16 protein-coding genes are annotated in these 19,463 nt (G+C 58.7%); 10 read left to right on the forward strand and 6 right to left on the reverse strand.

The genetic code is table 11. From position 1 onward, the window contains the following. Positions 1-56: 56 nt before the first annotated feature. Positions 57-2,108 carry a methionine--tRNA ligase gene (metG, locus tag FQ187_RS24680; RefSeq protein WP_149631476.1) on the reverse strand — a complete coding sequence of 684 codons (2,052 nt, stop codon included), beginning with the start codon at positions 2,106-2,108 and terminating at the stop codon, positions 57-59. Positions 2,109-2,289: 181 nt separating this feature from the next. Between metG and apbC the strand changes: the two genes are divergently transcribed. Next, positions 2,290-3,384: an iron-sulfur cluster carrier protein ApbC gene (gene apbC / locus FQ187_RS24685; RefSeq protein WP_149631477.1), complete on the forward strand. Its 1,095-nt coding sequence runs from the start codon at positions 2,290-2,292 to the stop codon at positions 3,382-3,384. Positions 3,385-3,514: 130 nt separating this feature from the next. Here apbC and FQ187_RS24695 read toward each other — a convergent pair whose 3' ends face one another. Further along, complete coding sequence (locus FQ187_RS24695; protein ID WP_149631478.1) at positions 3,515-4,273, reverse strand: SDR family oxidoreductase; 759 nt, start codon at positions 4,271-4,273, stop codon at positions 3,515-3,517. 170 nt (positions 4,274-4,443) lie between these two features. On the opposite strand from FQ187_RS24695, the gene FQ187_RS24700 reads away from it, so the two are divergent. The 4 genes from FQ187_RS24700 (at position 4,444) to groL (ending at position 7,956) form a co-directional block, all read left to right on the forward strand. Continuing rightward, positions 4,444-5,175 (forward strand): HugZ family protein, encoded by a 732-nt coding sequence (locus tag FQ187_RS24700; RefSeq protein ID WP_149631479.1) that lies wholly within the window; start codon positions 4,444-4,446, stop codon positions 5,173-5,175. A 66-nt stretch (positions 5,176-5,241) separates the two neighbouring features. Further along, positions 5,242-5,721, forward strand: coding sequence for an FxsA family protein (locus FQ187_RS24705; protein ID WP_033057490.1), 480 nt, complete (start codon positions 5,242-5,244; stop codon positions 5,719-5,721). Between the two features lie 248 nt (positions 5,722-5,969). Beyond that, positions 5,970-6,263 (forward strand): co-chaperone GroES, encoded by a 294-nt coding sequence (locus FQ187_RS24710; protein ID WP_007948593.1) that lies wholly within the window; start codon positions 5,970-5,972, stop codon positions 6,261-6,263. A 49-nt stretch (positions 6,264-6,312) separates the two neighbouring features. Then, entirely contained in the window at positions 6,313-7,956 is a 1,644-nt protein-coding gene (gene groL / locus FQ187_RS24715) for a chaperonin GroEL (protein WP_129438004.1), read from the forward strand. Between the two features lie 200 nt (positions 7,957-8,156). Here the strand turns inward: groL and FQ187_RS24720 are convergent, their stop codons facing one another. Together FQ187_RS24720 and FQ187_RS24725 are read right to left on the reverse strand one after the other, a co-directional pair. Next, positions 8,157-8,900 (reverse strand): phosphatase PAP2 family protein, encoded by a 744-nt coding sequence (locus tag FQ187_RS24720; RefSeq protein ID WP_149631480.1) that lies wholly within the window; start codon positions 8,898-8,900, stop codon positions 8,157-8,159. A 54-nt stretch (positions 8,901-8,954) separates the two neighbouring features. Beyond that, positions 8,955-10,904 carry an LTA synthase family protein gene (locus FQ187_RS24725; protein ID WP_149631481.1) on the reverse strand — a complete coding sequence of 650 codons (1,950 nt, stop codon included), beginning with the start codon at positions 10,902-10,904 and terminating at the stop codon, positions 8,955-8,957. Positions 10,905-11,108: 204 nt separating this feature from the next. Between FQ187_RS24725 and colR the strand changes: the two genes are divergently transcribed. From colR to FQ187_RS24750, 5 genes are all read left to right on the forward strand, one after another. Then, positions 11,109-11,792 carry a two-component system response regulator ColR gene (colR, locus tag FQ187_RS24730; RefSeq protein ID WP_008155536.1) on the forward strand — a complete coding sequence of 228 codons (684 nt, stop codon included), beginning with the start codon at positions 11,109-11,111 and terminating at the stop codon, positions 11,790-11,792. After that, complete coding sequence (locus FQ187_RS24735) at positions 11,782-13,059, forward strand: HAMP domain-containing sensor histidine kinase (RefSeq protein ID WP_149631482.1); 1,278 nt, start codon at positions 11,782-11,784, stop codon at positions 13,057-13,059. The genes colR and FQ187_RS24735 overlap by 11 nt, the downstream gene beginning before the upstream one ends. A 162-nt stretch (positions 13,060-13,221) precedes the next feature. Further along, positions 13,222-13,890 (forward strand): class I SAM-dependent methyltransferase, encoded by a 669-nt coding sequence (locus tag FQ187_RS24740; protein WP_149631487.1) that lies wholly within the window; start codon positions 13,222-13,224, stop codon positions 13,888-13,890. A gap of 4 nt (positions 13,891-13,894) precedes the next feature. Continuing rightward, the gene (locus tag FQ187_RS24745) at positions 13,895-14,608 is read left to right on the forward strand and encodes a lipopolysaccharide kinase InaA family protein (RefSeq protein ID WP_149631483.1); all 714 of its coding nucleotides are present in this window, start codon (positions 13,895-13,897) and stop codon (positions 14,606-14,608) included. A gap of 2 nt (positions 14,609-14,610) precedes the next feature. After that, positions 14,611-14,838 (forward strand): hypothetical protein, encoded by a 228-nt coding sequence (locus tag FQ187_RS24750; protein WP_111451973.1) that lies wholly within the window; start codon positions 14,611-14,613, stop codon positions 14,836-14,838. Positions 14,839-14,942: 104 nt separating this feature from the next. Here the strand turns inward: FQ187_RS24750 and FQ187_RS24755 are convergent, their stop codons facing one another. Both FQ187_RS24755 and FQ187_RS24760 read right to left on the reverse strand, forming a co-directional pair. Further along, positions 14,943-17,969 (reverse strand): multidrug efflux RND transporter permease subunit, encoded by a 3,027-nt coding sequence (locus tag FQ187_RS24755; protein WP_149631484.1) that lies wholly within the window; start codon positions 17,967-17,969, stop codon positions 14,943-14,945. A gap of 13 nt (positions 17,970-17,982) precedes the next feature. Further along, on the reverse strand, positions 17,983-19,131 hold the full coding sequence (locus tag FQ187_RS24760) for an efflux RND transporter periplasmic adaptor subunit (protein WP_149631485.1): 1,149 nt from the start codon (positions 19,129-19,131) through the stop codon (positions 17,983-17,985). Between the last annotated feature and the right edge of the window lie 332 nt (positions 19,132-19,463).

Here is a 19,463-nt window from a genome sequence, read left to right on the forward strand (position 1 = left end):
ATGAAAATCCCACAGTCGCGCCAGGCACGACTGTGGGATCGGTTTACAGCAGAGCCTTACTTGATGCGCTGACCAGGCTTGGCGCCGCTGTCAGGGCTGAGCAGGTAGATTTCTTCACCGCCAGGGCCGGCCGCCATCACCATGCCTTCGGAGATGCCGAACTTCATTTTCCGTGGCTTGAGGTTGGCGATCATCATGGTCAGACGGCCATTGAGCTTGGACGGATCCGGATAAGCGCTCTTGATCCCGGAGAACACGTTGCGTTGCTCGTCACCGATGTCGAGGGTCAGGCGCAGCAGTTTGTCGGCGCCTTCCACGTGTTCGGCCTTGAGGATCAGGGCGACGCGCAAGTCAACCGCAGCAAAGGCGTCGAACTCGATTTCCGGTGACAGCGGATCCTTGGCCAGTTCGCCATTGCCGGCAGGTGCGGCGTCGCCGGTGTCGGTTGCGCTGGCAGTCAGGTCTTCTTTCGAGGCGTCGCTCATGGCTTGCACTTTTACCGGGTCGATACGGGTCATCAACGGTTTGAACTCGTTCAACTGATGGTTGCTGAGCAAGGTAGCGTGGTCGTTCCAGGTCAGCGGCGCGACGTTCAGGAACGCCTCGGCGTCGGCGGCCAGCAGCGGCAGCACCGGTTTGAGGAAGATCACCAGTTGGCGGAACAGGTTGACGCCCAGGGCGCAGATGGCCTGGACTTCGTCTTGCTTGCCTTCCTGTTTGTTCAGCGACCAGGGCGCCTTGTCGGCGATCCAGGCGTTGGCGCGGTCGGCCAGGCCCATGATCTCGCGCATGGCACGGGCGAAGTCGCGAGCCTCGTAGGCCTCGGCAATGCTTGGCGCTGCGGCGAGGAATGCTTCGGTCAGTTCCGGCGCGGCATTACCCGCCACCAGTACTCCGGCGTTGCCTTTGTGGATGAAACCGGCGCAACGGCTGGCGATGTTGACGACTTTGCCGACCAGGTCGGAATTGACCTTCTGCACGAAGTCTTCGAGGTTCAGGTCCAGGTCGTCGACGCCACGGCTCAGCTTGGCTGCGTAGTAGTAGCGCAGGTATTCCGGCGACAAATGGTCCAGATAGGTCCGGGCCTTGATGAAGGTGCCACGGGACTTGGACATTTTCAGACCATTGACTGTCAGATAGCCGTGGACGTTGATGCCGGTCGGCTTGCGGAAACCGGCGCCTTCGAGCATCGCTGGCCAGAACAGTGCGTGGAAATTGACGATGTCCTTGCCGATGAAGTGGTACAACTCGGCGGTGGAATCCTTGGCCCAGAACGCATCGAAGTCCAGGTCCGGACGACGGGCGCAAAGGTTCTTGAAGCTGGCCATGTAGCCGATTGGCGCATCCAGCCACACGTAGAAATACTTGCCTGGCTCGCCTGGAATCTCGAAGCCGAAGTACGGCGCATCGCGGGAGATGTCCCACTGTTGCAGGCCGGCATCCAGCCATTCGGCGATTTTGTTGGCGACAGCGTCTTGCAGGGTGCCGCTGCGGGTCCAGGCTTGCAGCATTTCCTGGAAGTCCGGCAGCTTGAAGAAGAAGTGCTGGGAATCCTTGAGCACCGGAGTGGCGCCAGAGATCGCCGACTTCGGATCCTTCAGGTCGGTCGGTGCGTAGGTCGCACCGCATTTTTCGCAGTTGTCGCCGTACTGGTCTTCGGTGCCGCATTTCGGGCAGGTGCCCTTGATGAAGCGGTCGGCCAGGAACATTTTCTTTTCCGGGTCGAAGTACTGGGTGATCGAGCGCTGGGCAATGTGCCCGGCGTCGCGCAGCTTCAGGTAGATCTGGCTCGACAGCTCACGGTTTTCTTCGGCGTGAGTGGAGTGGAAGTTGTCGAAGTCCACCAGGAACTCGGCAAAGTCGGCGCTGTGTTCAGCCTGGACGTTGGCGATCAGTTGTTCCGGGGTGATGCCTTCTTTTTCTGCGCGCAGCATGATGGCCGAACCGTGGGCGTCGTCGGCGCAGACATAAATGCATTGATTGCCGCGGTGCTTCTGGAAGCGCACCCACATGTCGGTCTGGATATATTCCAGCATGTGGCCAAGATGGATCGAACCATTGGCATAGGGCAGGGCGCTGGTGACGAGGATCTTGCGTGGCTCGGACATGGGGCTCGGCTACTTGATGAAACGGAGGTCGGCCACTATAAAGCGCCAGCGCATATTTTTCACCCCGTGAGCCTCTTTCGATCTACGACAACCGCCAACCGGCGTCGGGCTCTCTCGCCACAAATGTGTGTCCGGCGTAGGATACCCGCCTGATTTTCCAGTCTTGCTATCGGAGTTGCCCATGAGCGTCGTCAATCGCGCAGCGGTGGAAGCCGTCCTTCGCCAATACACCGACCCTTACCTGAACCAGGACCCGGTCAGCGCCGGGTGCGTACGCGGCATCGACATTCAGGGGGATCGCGTCAGCGTCCAGCTGGAGCTGGGTTACGCCGCCGGCCTGTTCAAGAGTGGCTGGGCGCAGTTGCTGCAAATGGCCATTGAAGGGCTGGACGGCGTGACCATCGCGCGCGTCGAGATCACCAGTGTCATTGCCGCGCACAAGGCTCAAGCGCAGATCCCGGGTCTGGCCAACGTCAAGAACGTGGTGGCCGTGGCATCCGGCAAGGGCGGTGTGGGTAAATCCACCACTGCCGCCAACCTGGCCCTGGCCCTGGCCCGCGAAGGCGCCAAGGTCGGGATTCTCGACGCGGACATTTACGGACCGAGCCAAGGCATCATGTTCGGCATCCCTGAAGGCACCCGACCCAAGGTCAAGGATCAGAAGTGGTTTATTCCGATCGAGTCCCACGGTGTCGAAGTCATGTCCATGGCGTTCCTGACCGACGACAACACGCCGATGGTCTGGCGCGGACCGATGGTTTCCGGCGCCTTGTTGCAACTGGTCACTCAAACCGCCTGGGGCGATCTGGATTACCTGGTCATCGACATGCCACCAGGCACCGGCGACATCCAGCTGACCCTGGCGCAGAAAGTCCCGGTGGCCGGCGCGGTGATCGTTACCACGCCGCAAGATCTGGCATTGCTGGACGCACGCAAGGGCGTGGAGATGTTCCGCAAGGTCAACATCCCGGTGCTGGGCGTGGTGGAAAACATGGCCGTGCACATCTGCTCCAATTGCGGGCATGCCGAGCATCTGTTCGGTGAGGGCGGTGGTGTGAAGCTGGCCAACCAGTACGGCGTCGAGCTGCTGGCTTCGTTGCCGCTGGCGATGGCCATCCGCGAACAGGCCGACGGCGGCAAGCCAACGGTGATCGCCGAGCCTGACAGCCCGATTGCGATGGTTTACCAGGAACTGGCCCGCCATGTCGGCGCGCGGATCGTGTTGCAGGAAGCGGTATCGCCTGCGATGCCGAACATCACCATCAGTGACGATTAATTCACTGAAGAAATGCAATCCAATGTGGGAGCGGGCTTGCTCGCGAAGGCGGTAGATCAGTCAACTTATCTGTTGAATGACACACCGCCTTCGCGAGCAAGCCCGCTCCCACATTTGTTTTGCAGTGGCTTTAGATCCGCAACCCGCCATCCAACTCAAGAATTCGACCGGTGAAGTAGTCGTTCTCGAAAATGTACGCCGCCGAATGGGCGATCTCTTCAGGCTTGCCCATGCACTTGAGTGGAATCGCGGACCTTATCTTCTCCAGCGCCTCAGGCTTCATGCTCAGCGTCATCTCGGTTTCGATAAAGCCCGGTGCAATGCCTGCCACACGAATACCGTAGCGAGCCAATTCCTTCGCCCAGGTCACGGTCGCCGCGGCGACACCGGCCTTGGCGGCGGAGTAGTTGGTCTGGCCGGCGTTGCCAGCACGGGAGATCGACGAGATATTAATGACCGCGCCGCTGTTGTTCAGCTCGATCATTTTGGCCGCAACTTCGCGGGTGCACAGGAATACGCCGGTCAGATTGACATCGATGACCGTCTGCCACTGGGCCAGGCTCATCTTGGTCATCTCGCCGTCCTTGACCTTGATCAGCAAGCCATCGCGCAGGATCCCTGCGTTGTTGATCAGGCCATGGATCGCGCCGAAGTCTTCGGCCACCTGGGCGACCATGTGCGTCACTTGCTCTTCATTGGCGACGTTGCACAGGTAGGCGCGGGCTTCGACTCCCTTCGCCTTGCAAGCGGCGACGGTGTCGTCGAGCTTTTCCTGGTTCAGGTCCACCAGCGCCAGCTTCGCGCCTTTACAGGCGAAATACTCGGCCATGGAACGGCCTAAACCCTGGCAACCGCCCGTGATAATGATTACTTTGTCAGTGAGTTGCATTCGCATGCCCCAATAGCAGATCAGAGGAGTGGTTTCCTTTTAGAGAGTAGCCTCTCGATCTGCACCTGATGCGGCCTGGCTGCACATGAGAACTGCCCCGATGGCGTAAGGGTACTTATCCCCAGGCGCCTGTCCGTTTTTTTGACGGATTCTATATAAGGAGTCATAAATTGAGCGTTGAAGCGGCCAAGAATGCCCGAGAATTGCTTCTCAAGGAATACCGTGGAGTGCTCTCGACGCACTCCAAGGCGATGCCCGGTTTCCCGTTTGGCTCCGTGGTTCCGTACTGTCTGGACGAACAGGGTTGGCCGCTGATCCTTATCAGCCGTATCGCTCAGCACACGCATAACCTGCAGAAAGATCCAAAATGCTCGCTGTTTGTGGGCGAGCGCGGGGCTGAAGATGTGCAAGCCGTTGGTCGCCTGACCTACCTCGCCGAAGCGGAAAAGCTCGGGGACGAGGCGGCCATCGAAGCGGCTGCTGAGCGTTACTACCGCTATTTCCCGGATTCGCAGAGCTACCACAAGGCTCACGATTTCGATTTCTGGGTGCTCAAACCGGTACGTCACCGTTACATCGGCGGTTTCGGTGCGATTCACTGGGTCGATCAGTTGACGCTGGCCAACCCGTTCGCGGGAAAGGCCGAAGCGAGCATGGTCGAGCACATGAATGCTGATCACGCCAAAGCCATCGCCCACTACGTCGAACTAGCGGGCCTCCCGAAAACCGAGCCGGCGCAACTGGCGGGTATCGACACCGAAGGCATGCACCTGCGCATTGGCCAAGGGCTCTACTGGTTGCCGTTTCAAGCGCCGTGTAATACGCCGACACAAGTGCGCGAAGCCTTGGTTTTCCTGGCTCACGCCGAACATTGGCCGAAAAATGAAGTGGCCGACGCTTGAATTCACGAATCGGCGACGTCATCTAGGGAAGACTGGCAAGGCATTCTTGCGTTGAGGAACCATTTGATGCGCCCTTTTTTATTGCTCTTTGTACTGTTTCCGGTGTTGGAGCTGTTCGTATTCGTCAAGGTAAGCGGGGCGATCGGGTTTTTCCCGGCCCTGCTGCTGGTCATTCTCGGCTCGATGCTCGGCGTGTTCGTGCTGCGTATCGCTGGTCTGGCAACCGCATTGCGTGCTCGTGAAAGCCTGAACCGCGGCGAGCTGCCGGCCCAGACCATGCTCGAAGGTTTGATGCTGGCACTGGCGGGTGGTCTGTTGATCCTGCCGGGCTTCGTCACTGACGTGCTGGGTCTGATCATGTTGCTGCCGATCTCTCGTCGACTGTTGGCCAATAAAATGCGCCAGCGTGCCGAGGAGGCGGCAATCCGTCAGCGTGCGTTCGCCGACGACCTTCAGCCACGTGGCGGCGGCCCTGCGACCCGCGAGCCGCTGGGCCGTGAGCCCAACGTGATCGAAGGCGAATTCGAACACCGCGATACCAAGTAATCCGCTACACCGGCACGGCACCTTCGGGTGCCGTGTTCGTTTGTGGGGCAGCAACCTGAAAAAATTTGCTTTCTCGCCCTTGTAATAAGCTTATGCGCCCTTATGTAACGGTCACCGCAAGGTTTCTGGCGATTACGCCAGACAGACTTCCGCGTCTCGCTTGTCGAGCCGCACCCGGCACCGCCGGATTTGTTAAACCCGCCGGGAATACACCGGCCGATGAAAACCACAATTAGGAGAGATCGACAATGAAGCTTCGTCCTCTGCATGACCGCGTCGTCGTCCGTCGCAGCGAAGAAGAAAAGAAAACCGCTGGCGGCATCGTCCTGCCAGGTTCGGCTGCTGAAAAGCCAAACCAGGGTGAAGTCCTCGCTGTAGGCCCAGGCAAAGTGCTGGACAACGGTGAAGTGCGTGCACTGTCCGTGAAAGTGGGTGACAAGGTTGTGTTCGGCCCTTACTCCGGCAGCAACACCGTGAAAGTCGACGGCGAAGACCTGCTGGTAATTGGCGAGAGCGAAATCCTCGCCGTTGTCGAAGGCTGATTCCCCGCTCATTTTCCCGCTACTACAAAGTATTTAAGGAATATCGATCATGGCTGCTAAAGAAGTTAAATTCGGCGATTCCGCCCGCAAGAAAATGCTCGCCGGTGTCAACGTCCTGGCTGACGCAGTAAAAGCGACCCTGGGCCCTAAAGGCCGTAACGTGATCATCGAGAAGAGCTTCGGCGCTCCGACCATCACCAAGGACGGCGTGTCCGTTGCCAAAGAAATCGAGCTGAAAGATCGCTTCGAAAACATGGGCGCGCAGCTGGTCAAAGACGTTGCCTCCCGTGCCAACGATGACGCAGGCGACGGCACCACCACCGCTACCGTTCTGGCTCAATCGATCGTCAACGAAGGCCTGAAAGCCGTCGCTGCCGGCATGAACCCGATGGACCTGAAGCGCGGTATCGACAAAGCGACCATCGCAATCGTCAAAGAGCTGAAAGCCCTGTCCAAGCCTTGCGCTGACACCAAGGCAATCGCTCAGGTCGGCACCATCTCGGCCAACTCCGACAACTCCATCGGCGACATCATTGCCGAAGCCATGGAAAAAGTCGGTAAAGAAGGCGTGATCACCGTTGAAGAAGGCTCGGGCCTGGAAAACGAACTGTCGGTTGTTGAAGGCATGCAGTTCGACCGTGGCTACCTGTCCCCGTACTTCGTCAACAAGCCAGAGACCATGACTGCCGAGCTCGACGGTCCGCTGATCCTGCTGGTCGACAAGAAAATCTCGAACATCCGTGAACTGCTGCCAGTACTGGAAGCCGTTGCCAAAGCAGGTCGTCCGCTGCTGATCGTGAGCGAAGACGTTGAAGGCGAAGCCCTGGCGACTCTGGTTGTGAACAACATGCGCGGTATCGTCAAAGTGGTTGCCGTCAAGGCTCCTGGCTTTGGTGACCGTCGCAAGGCCATGCTGCAGGACATCGCTGTCCTGACCGGCGGTACCGTTATCTCCGAAGAGATCGGTCTGAGCCTGGAAAGCGCTACCCTGGAGCACCTGGGTAATGCCAAGCGCGTAGCCGTAACCAAGGAAAACACCACCGTCATCGACGGCGCCGGCGTTGAAGCTGATATCCAGGCTCGCGTTCTGCAAATCCGTCAGCAAGTGGCCGACACTTCGTCCGACTACGACCGTGAAAAACTGCAAGAGCGTCTGGCCAAGCTGTCCGGCGGCGTTGCAGTGATCAAGGTTGGCGCTGGTTCCGAAGTTGAAATGAAAGAGAAGAAAGCCCGCGTTGAAGACGCCCTGCACGCTACCCGTGCAGCCGTTGAAGAAGGCGTGGTACCTGGCGGTGGCGTAGCGCTGATTCGCGCTCTGCAAGCCATCAGCGAACTGAAAGGCGACAACGCTGATCAGAACGTCGGTATTGCTGTACTGCGTCGCGCTATCGAATCGCCACTGCGTCAGATCGTTGCCAACTCCGGCGACGAGCCAAGCGTAGTAGTCGACAAGGTCAAGCAAGGTTCGGGTAACTTCGGTTACAACGCTGCTACCGGCGAATACGGCGACATGATTGAAATGGGCATCCTCGACCCTACCAAAGTGACTCGTTCTGCTCTGCAGGCTGCGGCGTCCATTGGTGGCTTGATGCTGACCACCGAAGCCATGATCGCTGATGCTCCGGACGACAAACCAGCTGGCGGCGGCATGCCAGACATGGGCGGTATGGGCGGTATGGGCGGCATGATGTAAGCCAGCCTTACCCCTATAAAAAGCCCCGCCTGCGATCAGCAGGCGGGGCTTTTTATTGCCTTCGATTTACCTGGATCTTGAAATTGCACCGGACCACTGTGGGAGCGAGCTTGCTCGCGATAGCGGCATAACAGTCACCATCAATAGTGAAGGTTATGGCCTCATCGCGAGCAAGCTCGCTCCCACATTGATTTTGTATTTCAGGCGTTGACTGGTGATGCTTTAGCCGCTCGATCGGCCTTGGAAACCGGGCGATAAAGGATGTAGTAATACGACCCCAGACAAATCAGCCAGCAGAAAATCGCCGTCCACACATTGTGCGAAAAGAAGTGCGCGCCCTGCATCATCCGGCCGATCGAAAACACCGAGCCCAACGCGAAAGCGAACACAAGCGCCTGGCGCGCCAGACGCGGACGACGGTCCCGCAGGACGAAGAACAGCGCAAACAGTGTGAAACCGGTCGCCGCATGACCGCCGGGCCAGCAACGACCCGGTTTATCGGTGTGCGGGCGAGGGCTGAGCAGTTCGCTGTAGGTTTCGTGACCGCCGAATTGCTCAAGGCTCCACGGGCATTGCACGGCCGTCACCGCTTTGACTGGCGTGACAAAGGAGGTTGCCAGCGCCAGAGACAGTACCAGGCAACCCAATTCCCGTTTGATCGGTTTGAGCCGGTCCATGAAAAAGGAGGCGATGAAACCGAAGATGGCCAACACCGAGAAGGCGATGACCACCTGCTTGGCGCGGTCATGCACGATCTCTTCCAGGAAGTAACTGTGCCGCCCGATGAAATCCCCCGCGACCGGGTCATAAAGCAGCTTGGCAAGGTACATGTCCAGGGACGTCAATTCGAGCAGCATCAGAGTGATCGCTGCGATGGCGGGAACGCCCAGGCACACCCAGAAATTCAGCGGGCGGGAGGCGGGGCGGACAGCAGTGGATGACATGGTGGATCCTGAACTGAGGAAAAAGCCCCGGGGCATCAGCCCGGGGCGATTCGATTAATGTGCGCTGACTTGGCCGCTGCCCTCCTTGGGCGCCTTCCAGCCAAGCAGCTGTTGCTTGAAGCCATAACTGGCGGTTTGGTAATAGGTGATAGCACGGGCAATCAACGGGTCGCTGGCGGTGGCCCGGGACTCGCGGCTCTCGGTCAGTGCTTCATCATGGCGGCGCAGCCCTTGGCGAGGGCTCAGGATCGCCAAATCCTTGCCGTCGAACAAGCCCAGATGCTGGTAATTGCCAACGACCACGCGGGGCGGCAGTGGATTGTCCTGCAGTAAGTTGCGGCCAAAGAAGGTCGACTGATAATCCAGGTTCAGCAATCCCAGCAAGGTCGGCGCCAGGTCGATCTGACTGGCCAGTTGCGCGGTTTCCCGTGCATCGATCAGCTTCGGGGCATAGATGAACAATGGAATCTGATAGTTGCTGATCGGCAAGTCTTCCATGCCGGCGCTGCCGGCCGTGTGGTCTGCGACGAAGACGAAGATTGTATTGTCAAACCACGGCTTTTGGCGCGCCTGATCGAGGAACTGACCAATGGCATAGTCGGTGTATTTCACTGCGCCGTCGCGACCATTGCCGGATTTGATGTCGATCCGGTTGTCCGGGTAGGTGTAAGGACGATGGTTGGAGGTGGTCATCAGTTGCAGCAGAAACGGTTGCTGTTTCGCGTAGTCAGCGTCGGCCAGTTTGAGGGTCTGCTTGTACAGATCTTCGTCAGCCATGCCCCAGGCATTTTTGAAGTGGATCTCTGATTCATCGACGCTGGTCTGGTCCACCACACGGTAACCGTTGCCACTGAAGAACGCGTTCATATTGTCGAAGTAACCGCGTCCGCCATAAACGAACACGCTGTCGTAACCCACGGCGGTGAGTTGCTGGCCGAGGCTGGCGAAACCGCTTTCACGCCCCACACGCTTGACGATCGACCGCCCTGGGGTTGGCGGGATCGCCAGGGTAATGGCCTCAAGGCCGCGATCGGTGCGGGTGCCGGTGGCATAGAAGTTGTTGAAGTACAGGCTCTGCTTGCGCAAGGCATCGAGGTTGGGTGTCAGGTTGCGGGCGTCGCCGTTACTGCCCATGTACTTGGCGCTGAAGCTTTCAATCGTTACCAGCACAATGTTGGGTTTGCGCACAGTGCCCGGGTTGTCGATCATCCGGCGAATGTCCTGCGGATCCTCGCCAATGAAACTCGCGTTGGGTTCGCTCAATTCGGCACGAATCTGCTGAGCAACGATTGCCGGCGGCAGGCTGCTGTAGAACTGCGGGTAATCCAGTTCGTTGTTACGGAATGCAGCGAAGAACTGATAGGGCCCATTGCTCGCCAGTTCGTTCTGATAGGCGTTACCGCCTTGGGCGCGCGGCGAATCCTGGCTGAGCAGTTGCAAGCTCAGGCCCGCGACGATCAACAGGCCCAGCGCATTCAGCAGGCGCCCGCGCAGTGGTGGCAACGGTGCTTCCAGCGCGGCATTAAAAGTTTTGCGCAACGCAAAGCTCAGGGCGATGGCCAACACGGCAAGGATGCTCAGCAGCGTGCCGATCGGGTAGGACTCAAGCAGGTTGTTCAACACTTCGTCGGAGTACACCAGGTAATCGACGGCGATGAAGTTGAAGCGCACACCGAACTCATCCCAGAACAGCCACTCGGCTACCGCGGTGAACAACATGGCGAACAGGCTGACGGTCAGCAGTCCCTGAAGGAACCAGCGGTGGCCGCGGCGGCGCCATAAGGCTGGTGGGCAGAGCAGCAAGTAGAGGCCCATCGGCAGCGCTGCGTAGGCAATGAAGCCCAGGTCGTAAAGCAGGCCGATTCCAAACACCGACAGAAATCCGCTACCGGCCTCATCCAGATGGGTGAGCAGCAAAACCGTGCGGGTCAGCAAGAAAATGACCAGCCATGAGCCGGTCACAAGCAGGAGAAAGCGCATTGGCGCGGTCTTGAAGAGCTCCATTGTGTGTACATTCCTTAACAACAATTGTGTGGGATTCTCGCGCCACCACTGTAGTCGGCTTGTGAATCGACAGTGAAAAACTTGTTAATCCTATCATTTGGTTGAGCGGATTGATTCCAGGCACTGTGACCCTAGCCCTGAGCCACGCTTGGCCTTAAGCTGCGCGGGCCACGACGGCCGTTACTGTGTACGCAGGAGATACCCATGCGAATTCTATTGGTTGAAGACAACCGCGATATCCTGGCCAATCTGGCCGATTACCTGGGGCTCAAGGGTTACACCGTGGATTGCGCGCAGGACGGATTGTCAGGCCTGCACCTGGCGGCCACCGAGCATTACGACTTGATCGTGCTCGACATCATGTTGCCTGGCATCGACGGTTACACCCTGTGCAAACGCCTGCGCGAAGACGCGCGCCGCGACACGCCGGTGATCATGCTCACCGCCCGCGATCAATTGGACGACCGGCTGCAAGGTTTCAAATCCGGCGCCGATGATTACCTGATCAAACCCTTTGCCCTGTCTGAATTGGCGGCGCGCATCGAGGCGGTCATGCGTCGCACCCAGGGTGGCGGTCGCCGTACTTTGCAGGTCGGCGATCTGAACTACGACCTCGACACCCTGGAAGTCACCCGCGAAGGTCGTCTGCTCAAACTCAACCCGGTGGGCCTGAAGTTGCTGGCCGTGCTGATGCAGAAAAGTCCGCATGTACTGCGCCGGGAAATTCTTGAAGAGGCGCTGTGGGGTGATGACTGCCCGGACAGCGACAGCCTGCGCAGCCACGTCCATCAATTGCGCCAAGTGATCGACAAGCCGTTCGCCAAACCGTTGCTGCAAACCGTGCACGGTGTGGGTTATCGCTTGGCCGAGGGCCGTGATGGAGTTTAAACAGAGCCTTGCTCAACGGATCATCATCGCCTTTGCGCTGATGAGCGCACTGGTCGCGGGAGCCTTTGCCATGGGCATTGTGGCGACCGTGCACCTGGTGGAAGAAAAACTGATTTCGGCAGGTCTGGGGGGCGATTTACAACGGCTGTTGCTGATGGACAGTGTCACGGACTGGAGCCATCGTCCCGAGCCGGACCAGCTGTTCTATTTCAGCGGCGGGCCGGGCGATTTTCAGTTGCCCAAGGATTTACGCCATCTGGAACCGGGCTTTCACGAAGTATTTCGCGAACAGCTGTCGTATCACGCGATGGTCGAAGTCGTCGACGGCCGGCGTTATGTGCTGTTACAGGATCAGAGCGATTTCGAAGAGCGTGAACGGGTGCTGTTTGCCGTGGTGCTGGTGGGCTTCGTTCTGAGTCTGGCGTTGGCGGTGTCTCTCGGCTGGGTGCTGGCACGCAAAGTGATGGCGCCTGTGGTGCGACTGGCCCGTCAGGTCCGTCACCGTGATCAATTATTAGGTCTGGCGCCACCGCTGGCGCCGGATTACGCCGCTGATGAAGTGGGCGAGTTGGCCGTGGCCTTCGACGCCACTCTCGGGCGCTTGCGCCAGGCGTTGACCCGCGAACGGCTATTCACCAGTGACGTCAGCCACGAACTGCGCACGCCATTGATGGTGCTGGCCAGTTCCTGCGAGCTGCTGCTGGAAAACCCCGGCATCGATCAGCGTGGACGTGCTCAGGTCGAGCGAATCGCCCGCGCCTGTGAAGAGATGCGCGAGCTGGTGCAAACCTTTCTGATGTTGGCCCGCAAACAACGTGAAGACGCCAGCATGTCGCCCCAGCAGAACCTGAACCAGGTCGCCGATGGACTGCTCAATCTGTGGCGCGAGCCGATCGAGTCCAAGGGGCTGGCGCTGATCTTTGAACCGGGCAACCCGGCAAACACCAGCTACAACGCAACCCTTCTGCACGCGGTCATGGGCAACCTGCTGCGTAATGCGCTGCATTACACCGAGCGCGGGTTTATTCGCCTGACGCTGACGGCCACCGGTTTCATAGTCGAAGACAGTGGCGTGGGCATTCCCGAGGATAAACGCGAGGCGATGTTCGAGCCCTTCGTGCGGGGCAGCGAGAAACGCGGTGAGGGCTTGGGGCTTGGGCTGTCACTGGTGCAGCGGATCTGTGAAAACCAGGGTTGGAGCGTCAGTCTGACGAACATGGAACCCAACGGCTGTCGTTTTCAGGTGGAATTGTCAACGAGTAGTTGATCGCCTTATTGAAACGCATTAACCCGGTGCAATCGTTTTCATCCTGTAAATCCTCGAAGTAATTCGGGGTTTCGCATGACATTTTTTTCACAACGGCATGACCTGACGCCGACACGGCGCTACCTATCGTGGGTGCCATCAGCAGCTCAGGAGAACTTGATGATGGACGGCCCGATCAAACTTGATTTTTCCGAGAAATACGACGATCAACACGCTCAACGATACCTGCGCAAACACAAGGATGGCGTGGGCCGCCGCCTGTCCCACTGGCGTGACGAGCAACTGGCGCGCAAGGCGTTGGCACTGGCCGGTGAGCCGGGGCTGATCCTCGATTTGCCCTGCGGTGCGGGGCGCTTTTGGCCATTGCTGGCGGAAAAAACCAATCGTGCGATCATTGGCGCCGACAACTCCGAATCGATGCTGAAGATTGCCATGCAGGCGCAACCTGCCGATGTGGTGAAACGGGTACAACCCTTGCACACTTCTGCATTCGACATTGCCTTGCCTGATAACGCCGTCGACAGCATTTTCTGCATGCGTTTGCTCCATCACATCGGTGAAGCCGAGCACCGACTGGCTATTTTGCGCGAGTTTGAGCGAGTCACTCGCGACAGCGTGATCCTTTCTTTGTGGGTGGACGGCAATTTCAAAGCGTGGAAACGCAAGCGCCTCGAGAAAACCCGTGAGCAGCAAGGTTACCAAAATCGATTTGTGTTACCGGCTGCTACGGTTGAAAAGGAATTCGAGCAGGCGGGTTTTCAGATTCAGGAACAACTGGACTTTTTACCGCTCTATGCCATGTGGCGGGTCTACGTATTACGCAAGAGGTAACAGAATGGCAGTGCAATGTGCAGCAGAAACGGAAGTCGCTCCTCAGGACCGCTTCGATTATTTCTGGAATCAGCGCGGTGAATGGGTAGAAGAACCCAACGTTCGTCGCGGTGGAGAAAGCGGCGTGCAGCGCGTCGTGAGCAGCAATGGACAGCTGCTTTACGTCAAACGTCAGACCGGGCATATCCATCGCAGCTTGCAGCACCCGTTCGGTCGGCCGACAGTGTTGCGCGAGCGCGATGCGCTCATCGGCCTGAACCTGCTCGACGTTCGCGTTCCGGAAATCGTTTTCTGCGGTGCACAGCGCGATCCGGTGCATAAATGGCGCGCATTGCTGGTCACCAAGTCGCTGGACGGCTTCGAGGAAATCGAACACTGGTACGCTGGCGGCGGTCGCGAGCGTCACGGTGAGGCCGTGCATGATCGAGTGTTGAAGGAACTGGCCGAGAGCCTGGCCCGCATGCACAAGGGCCGCTGGCAGCACAGCTGCCTCTACTTCAAGCACGTATTCGTGCGCATCACCGGCGAAGGCGAGGCTGCCAGGATTGAAGTGGCCTTGATCGATCTGGAGAAATGCCGGCAGCGTTTGACCGCCCGGCAAGCGGCTACGCATGACATGAAGCAACTGCGTCGCCACTCGTCGTTCAGCACGACGGACTGGCAGAAACTCGTCTACTTTTATAAGACGGCGTTTGGCAGCGCTATCAAGGGTTTATAGCAATGAAACTCGAAATTGCACGAGGTGTATTTTTATTAGGAGCCTTGGCAGTTGCTTCACTGGCGGTGGCGGCTTGGGAGCAGCCCCGCACGCAAGTCCTCAGTTCAGTGAATGGCGACGCGCACTGTCCGTTGCCACGCGTTGCGAAGGCATCCGTGGCATCCCAACCCGATCATGATTTATTGCTGTTCATGTTCGGACTTTCTCAAGGATTGAGGCCACAAAGTTGAACAGATTGAAGCCCAAATAAAAGGCCTCGCTAATGCGAGGCCTTTTTTTATGTCTTGAAGACTTGCACAACTCAATGTGGGAGCAAGCTCGCTCCCACAGGTTTTCAGGGTTTATCGGGTTTTGCCAAAAGCGTGTACACGCACGGCAGCACAAACAACGTAAACAACGTCCCGATCGACATCCCCGTGGCGATCACCGTGCCGATGTCGAACCGGCTGACAGCGCCCGCCCCCGTGGCGATGATCAACGGCACCATGCCGAACACCATCGCGGCAGTGGTCATCAACACCGGACGCAGACGAATGGCCGCCGCTTCCTCCACGGCCTCGCGCGGCGTCAGGCCTTTGTCCTTGCGTAACTGGTTGGCGAATTCGACGATCAGGATTCCGTGCTTGCTGATCAGCCCGATCAACGTCACCAGGCCGACCTGGGTGTAGATGTTCATGCTCGACCAGCCCAGGAACAGCGGGATCAGCGCACCACAGATCGACAAGGGTACGGTCACCAGAATCACCAGCGGATCGCGGAAGCTTTCGAACTGGGCCGCCAGTACCAGGAAAATGATCGCCAGCGCCAAGGCGAAGGTGACCCACAGCGCACTGCCTTCCTGGACGTATTGCCGGGATGCGCCGGCATAATCGAAGGCATAACCCACCGGCGCCTCTTCCCGAGCGATCTGGCGCACGGTGTCGATGGCTTCACCCATGCTGACCAGCGGCACCCCGGACAGGATGGCCGAGTTGAGTTGCTGGAACTGGTTCAACTGCCGTGGACGCGCCCGGTCGGTCACGGTGATCAGGGTCGACAGGGCCAGCAGTTGGCCTTGGGTGTTCTTGACGTAGTAATTGTTCAGCCAGTCAGGGTTATCCCGGAAGGGCCGTTCGACCTGAGCGATGACTTTGTAGCTGCGACCTTCAATGGTGAAACGGTTGATCTCTGCCTCACCCAGCAACGTCGCGAGCGTCCCGCCCAGGTCCTGCATGGAAACACCCATCTGTGCGGCCTTGGCGCGATCGATATCCACCACCACTTCAGGTTTGTCGAACGCCAGGTCGACGTCGACGAAGGCGAACTTGCCGGACTCCATCGCGCGTTTTTTCACTCGGTCCATCACCTGCAGCAGCGACTCGTAATCGTTGGCTGAGTTGATGACAAACTGAAACGGCAACCCTTCGCCCGTGCCGGGCAAGGAAGGCAGGTTGAAACCGAAGATCTGCAACCCGGAGATGCTCTCCAGTTTGCGCTGGACCTCGGGCAGGATTTGCATCTGAGTGCGGCTGCGTTCGTTCCACGGTTTGAGCAGGAAGCCGCCGATTCCCGATTGCACGCCGTTGAAACCATTGATCTGGAACGACGAGTAGTACTCGGGAAACGTCTTGAAGATCGTGACGAATTCGTCGGTGTAGGTGCTCAGGTAGTCGAGGTTGGCCGGTTGCGGGGCGTTGGCTATCATGAAAATGATGCCCTGGTCCTCGTCCGGCGCAAGTTCCGACTTGGTAAACGTGAGCAGCACGGGAATCAGGCACAGCACGATCACCGCGAACACCAGCACCACCGGCCGGGTGTTGAGGGTGCCGTGGAGCATGCTTTGGTAACGGCGCTTGAGGCCTTCGAATATCAGGTCCAGTCGATGCGCCAGGCCGCTGGGATTTTCGTCGTGGCGCAGCAAGAAGGCGCACATCATCGGCGACAGGGTCAGGGCGACGATGCCCGAAATCACCACCGCCCCGGCCAGGGTAAGGGCAAACTCCTTGAACAGCGCCCCCGTTAGCCCCGTCAGGAAACCGATCGGCGCATAGACCGCCGCCAGGGTTATGGTCATCGAGACCACCGGCATGGCGATTTCCCGAGCGCCTTCGATGGCCGCATCCAGCGGCGTTTTACCTTCTTCGATGTGCCGGTGGATGTTTTCCACCACGACGATGGCGTCGTCCACCACCAGGCCGATGGCCAATACCATCGCCAGCAACGTCAGCAGGTTGATCGAGTAGCCCATCATCTGCATGAAGAACATCACACCGATCATCGACAGCGGGATAGTGACTACCGGGATCACCACCGACCGCAGCGCGCCGAGAAACAGGAACACCACCACGATGACGATCAGCACCGCCTCGAACAATGTTTTGATCACCTCGTTGATCGAGGCCTGGATAAATAGCGTGGCATCGTAGGCGATTTCACCTTTGAGGTTCGGCGGCAGCTGGGCTTCCAGGTCCGGCATGATCTTGCGCACTTCCCTGATCACGTCCAGCGGGTTGGCGCCGGGCGTGGCCTTGATGCCGATGTACACCGAAGGGGTGCCGCCGAAAGAACTGATCGAGTCGTAGTTTTCCGCACCCATTTCAACCCGCGCCACATCGCTGAGCAGTACGCGACTGTCGCCCTCGACCTTGAGCGGAATCGCCGCAAAGGCTTCGGCGGACTTGAGTTCGGTATTGGCGTTGATGCTGGTGACGACGTACTCGCCTTTCACTTCGCCGGCGGCGGAGAGGAAGTTGTATTTACGCACGGCATCGGTCACGTCGCTGGCACTCAGGCCGAAACCGGCGAGCTTGACCGGGTCCAGCCACAAGCGCATGGCAAATACCTGGTTGCCGAGAATCTCGGCTTCGGCCATGCCTGGCAGGGTCGCCAGTTTCGGCTGAATGACCCGCGACAGATAGTCGGTAATCTGCGGGTTGCTCAGCTCCTTACTGAAGAAGCTGATGTACATCAGTGCCGAGGAGTCGGCGGCTTCCTTGCTCAGCACCGGGTCTTCGGCGTCCTGGGGCAGTTGGTTCTTCACCTCGTTGGCCTTGGCCAGCAGTTCGGTGAACAAGCGGTCGCTGTTGGAGCCGATGCGCGCGTAGATCGAGATCACCGAGAAGTTCTGGCGACTGACCGAGGTCATGTAGTCGATGCCCTCGGCACTGGCCAGACTTTGCTGCATCGGTTGGGTGATGTAGCCCTGAATGGTTTCGGCGTTGGCCCCGGGGTAAGCGGTGGTCACCGTGATCAGGGCGTTTTCCATTTGTGGATATTGGCGCAGCGGCAACTTGCTCCAGGCCTGGAAGCCCAGCAGCACAATCAACAGGCTGACCACGGTGGCGAGGACCGGGCGGCGGATGAACGGGTCGGTAAAAGCCATGGGGATTCCTTGATCAGTCCGCGCGCGGCGGGCTGTTCTTCTCGGCTAAGGTCTTGTCGTCGCTGATCGCGATATGTGCGCCGTTGTCCAGTTTGATCTGTCCGGCCGTGACCACTTTTTCGCCGTTCTGCACACCTTTGGTGATCATCACTTGCCCATCGCGGCGCTCGCCGGTTTCGACGAAGCGCCGTTCGGCGATCAGGATTGGTTGGCCCTTGTCGTCTTTTTCCAGGCTGCCGTCTTCGGCTTTTTTCTGTGCGACGACATAGAGCGAGTTGCCGTACAGCGTGTAAGTGATCGCACTTTCCGGCACGACGATGCGCGGCTGCGGGTCGGGCAACAACACTTGCAGGCTGGTGAACATCCCCGGCAGCAGTTTGCCGTCGGGGTTGGCCAGGGTCGCGCGGACCTGGACATTGCGGGTGCTGTTTTCGACTTTCGGGTTGATCGCGCTGATGGTGCCGGGGAAGGTTTGTGTCGGGTAGGCCGCGACAACGATCTGTACCGGCTGGCCAAGGGCGATCTTCGGTATCGCCTGTTCGGGCACGAAGAAGTCTACATAGAGGCTGCTGAGGTCTTGCAGGGTGGCGATCATGGTGCCGCTGGCCACGTAGTCACCGACGTCCACCTGACGAATGCCGATGGTTCCGCTGAACGGCGCGACGATGCGTTTTTTCTCAAGCGAAGCCTTGAGCTGATTGACCGTGGCCTTGTTCTTTTTGAATACCGCCGAGAGTCGGTCGAACTCGCCTTTGGAAATCGCCTGGCTGCCCACCAACTGGCTGCCACGGTTGTAATCCACTTGGGCCAGTCCGAGGTCGGCGAGGGCGGTTTCCAGCAGGGCGGTTTCCACGGCGCTATCGAGTTGGACGATCGGCTGACCGGCCTTAACCTTCTGCCCCGACTCGAACTGCACATCCGTGACGGTGCCGGCGATTTCCAGGCTCAGGTCGACGCCTTGCAGTGCCTTGAGGGTGCCGACGGTCGGCAGGCGGGCTTGCCACGGCCGTTCGGTAGCAGTGGCCACAGCAACACTGATCGCCGGTTTCGGCACAGCAAAGCCCTGAATCATCGTATAGATGGAGAAGGCTTTGTAACCGGCCAGGACCAGGACGATCAGCAAAACAACACCCAACATGATCAGCATGCGGCGACGCAGCATATTTCCACTTCCTTGGAGAAAATCAGGTGAGACAGTGGGGCACATTACTCCGAGTGTGGCGGGGATTCCAACTGGCAGAACTTACAGGTAGGCGTCACCCCGACCTGTAGCAGCTGGCGCAGCCTGCGTTCGGCTGCGAAGCCGTCGCAAATCCATGCAACGTGGTTTGTCTGATACACCGCGTCGTCGGATCTCACGACGGCTTCGCAGCCGAACGCAGGCTTCGCCAGCTGCTATGTATGGACTCGCCCCCACTGTCTACCCGCTTTTGAAAAACCGCCGCCCCGTTGCATCTATGTATCAGGCCTATTCGAAGAAGCCGTCTTCGGCTT

Source organism: Pseudomonas sp. ANT_J28, from assembly GCF_008370005.1.
GTDB classification, from domain to species: Bacteria; Pseudomonadota; Gammaproteobacteria; order Pseudomonadales; family Pseudomonadaceae; genus Aquipseudomonas; species Aquipseudomonas frigoris.

Coding starts and splice junctions, on each gene's coding strand:
- metG (WP_149631476.1), bottom strand. CDS start 2,108: ATGTCCGAGCCACGCAAGATCCTCGTCACCAGCGCCCTGCCCTATGCC.
- apbC (WP_149631477.1), top strand. CDS start 2,290: ATGAGCGTCGTCAATCGCGCAGCGGTGGAAGCCGTCCTTCGCCAATAC.
- FQ187_RS24695 (WP_149631478.1), bottom strand. CDS start 4,273: ATGCAACTCACTGACAAAGTAATCATTATCACGGGCGGTTGCCAGGGT.
- FQ187_RS24705 (WP_033057490.1), top strand. CDS start 5,242: ATGCGCCCTTTTTTATTGCTCTTTGTACTGTTTCCGGTGTTGGAGCTG.
- FQ187_RS24710 (WP_007948593.1), top strand. CDS start 5,970: ATGAAGCTTCGTCCTCTGCATGACCGCGTCGTCGTCCGTCGCAGCGAA.
- groL (WP_129438004.1), top strand. CDS start 6,313: ATGGCTGCTAAAGAAGTTAAATTCGGCGATTCCGCCCGCAAGAAAATG.
- FQ187_RS24720 (WP_149631480.1), bottom strand. CDS start 8,900: ATGTCATCCACTGCTGTCCGCCCCGCCTCCCGCCCGCTGAATTTCTGG.
- FQ187_RS24725 (WP_149631481.1), bottom strand. CDS start 10,904: ATGGAGCTCTTCAAGACCGCGCCAATGCGCTTTCTCCTGCTTGTGACC.
- colR (WP_008155536.1), top strand. CDS start 11,109: ATGCGAATTCTATTGGTTGAAGACAACCGCGATATCCTGGCCAATCTG.
- FQ187_RS24735 (WP_149631482.1), top strand. CDS start 11,782: ATGGAGTTTAAACAGAGCCTTGCTCAACGGATCATCATCGCCTTTGCG.
- FQ187_RS24740 (WP_149631487.1), top strand. CDS start 13,222: ATGGACGGCCCGATCAAACTTGATTTTTCCGAGAAATACGACGATCAA.
- FQ187_RS24745 (WP_149631483.1), top strand. CDS start 13,895: ATGGCAGTGCAATGTGCAGCAGAAACGGAAGTCGCTCCTCAGGACCGC.
- FQ187_RS24750 (WP_111451973.1), top strand. CDS start 14,611: ATGAAACTCGAAATTGCACGAGGTGTATTTTTATTAGGAGCCTTGGCA.
- FQ187_RS24755 (WP_149631484.1), bottom strand. CDS start 17,969: ATGGCTTTTACCGACCCGTTCATCCGCCGCCCGGTCCTCGCCACCGTG.
- FQ187_RS24760 (WP_149631485.1), bottom strand. CDS start 19,131: ATGCTGCGTCGCCGCATGCTGATCATGTTGGGTGTTGTTTTGCTGATC.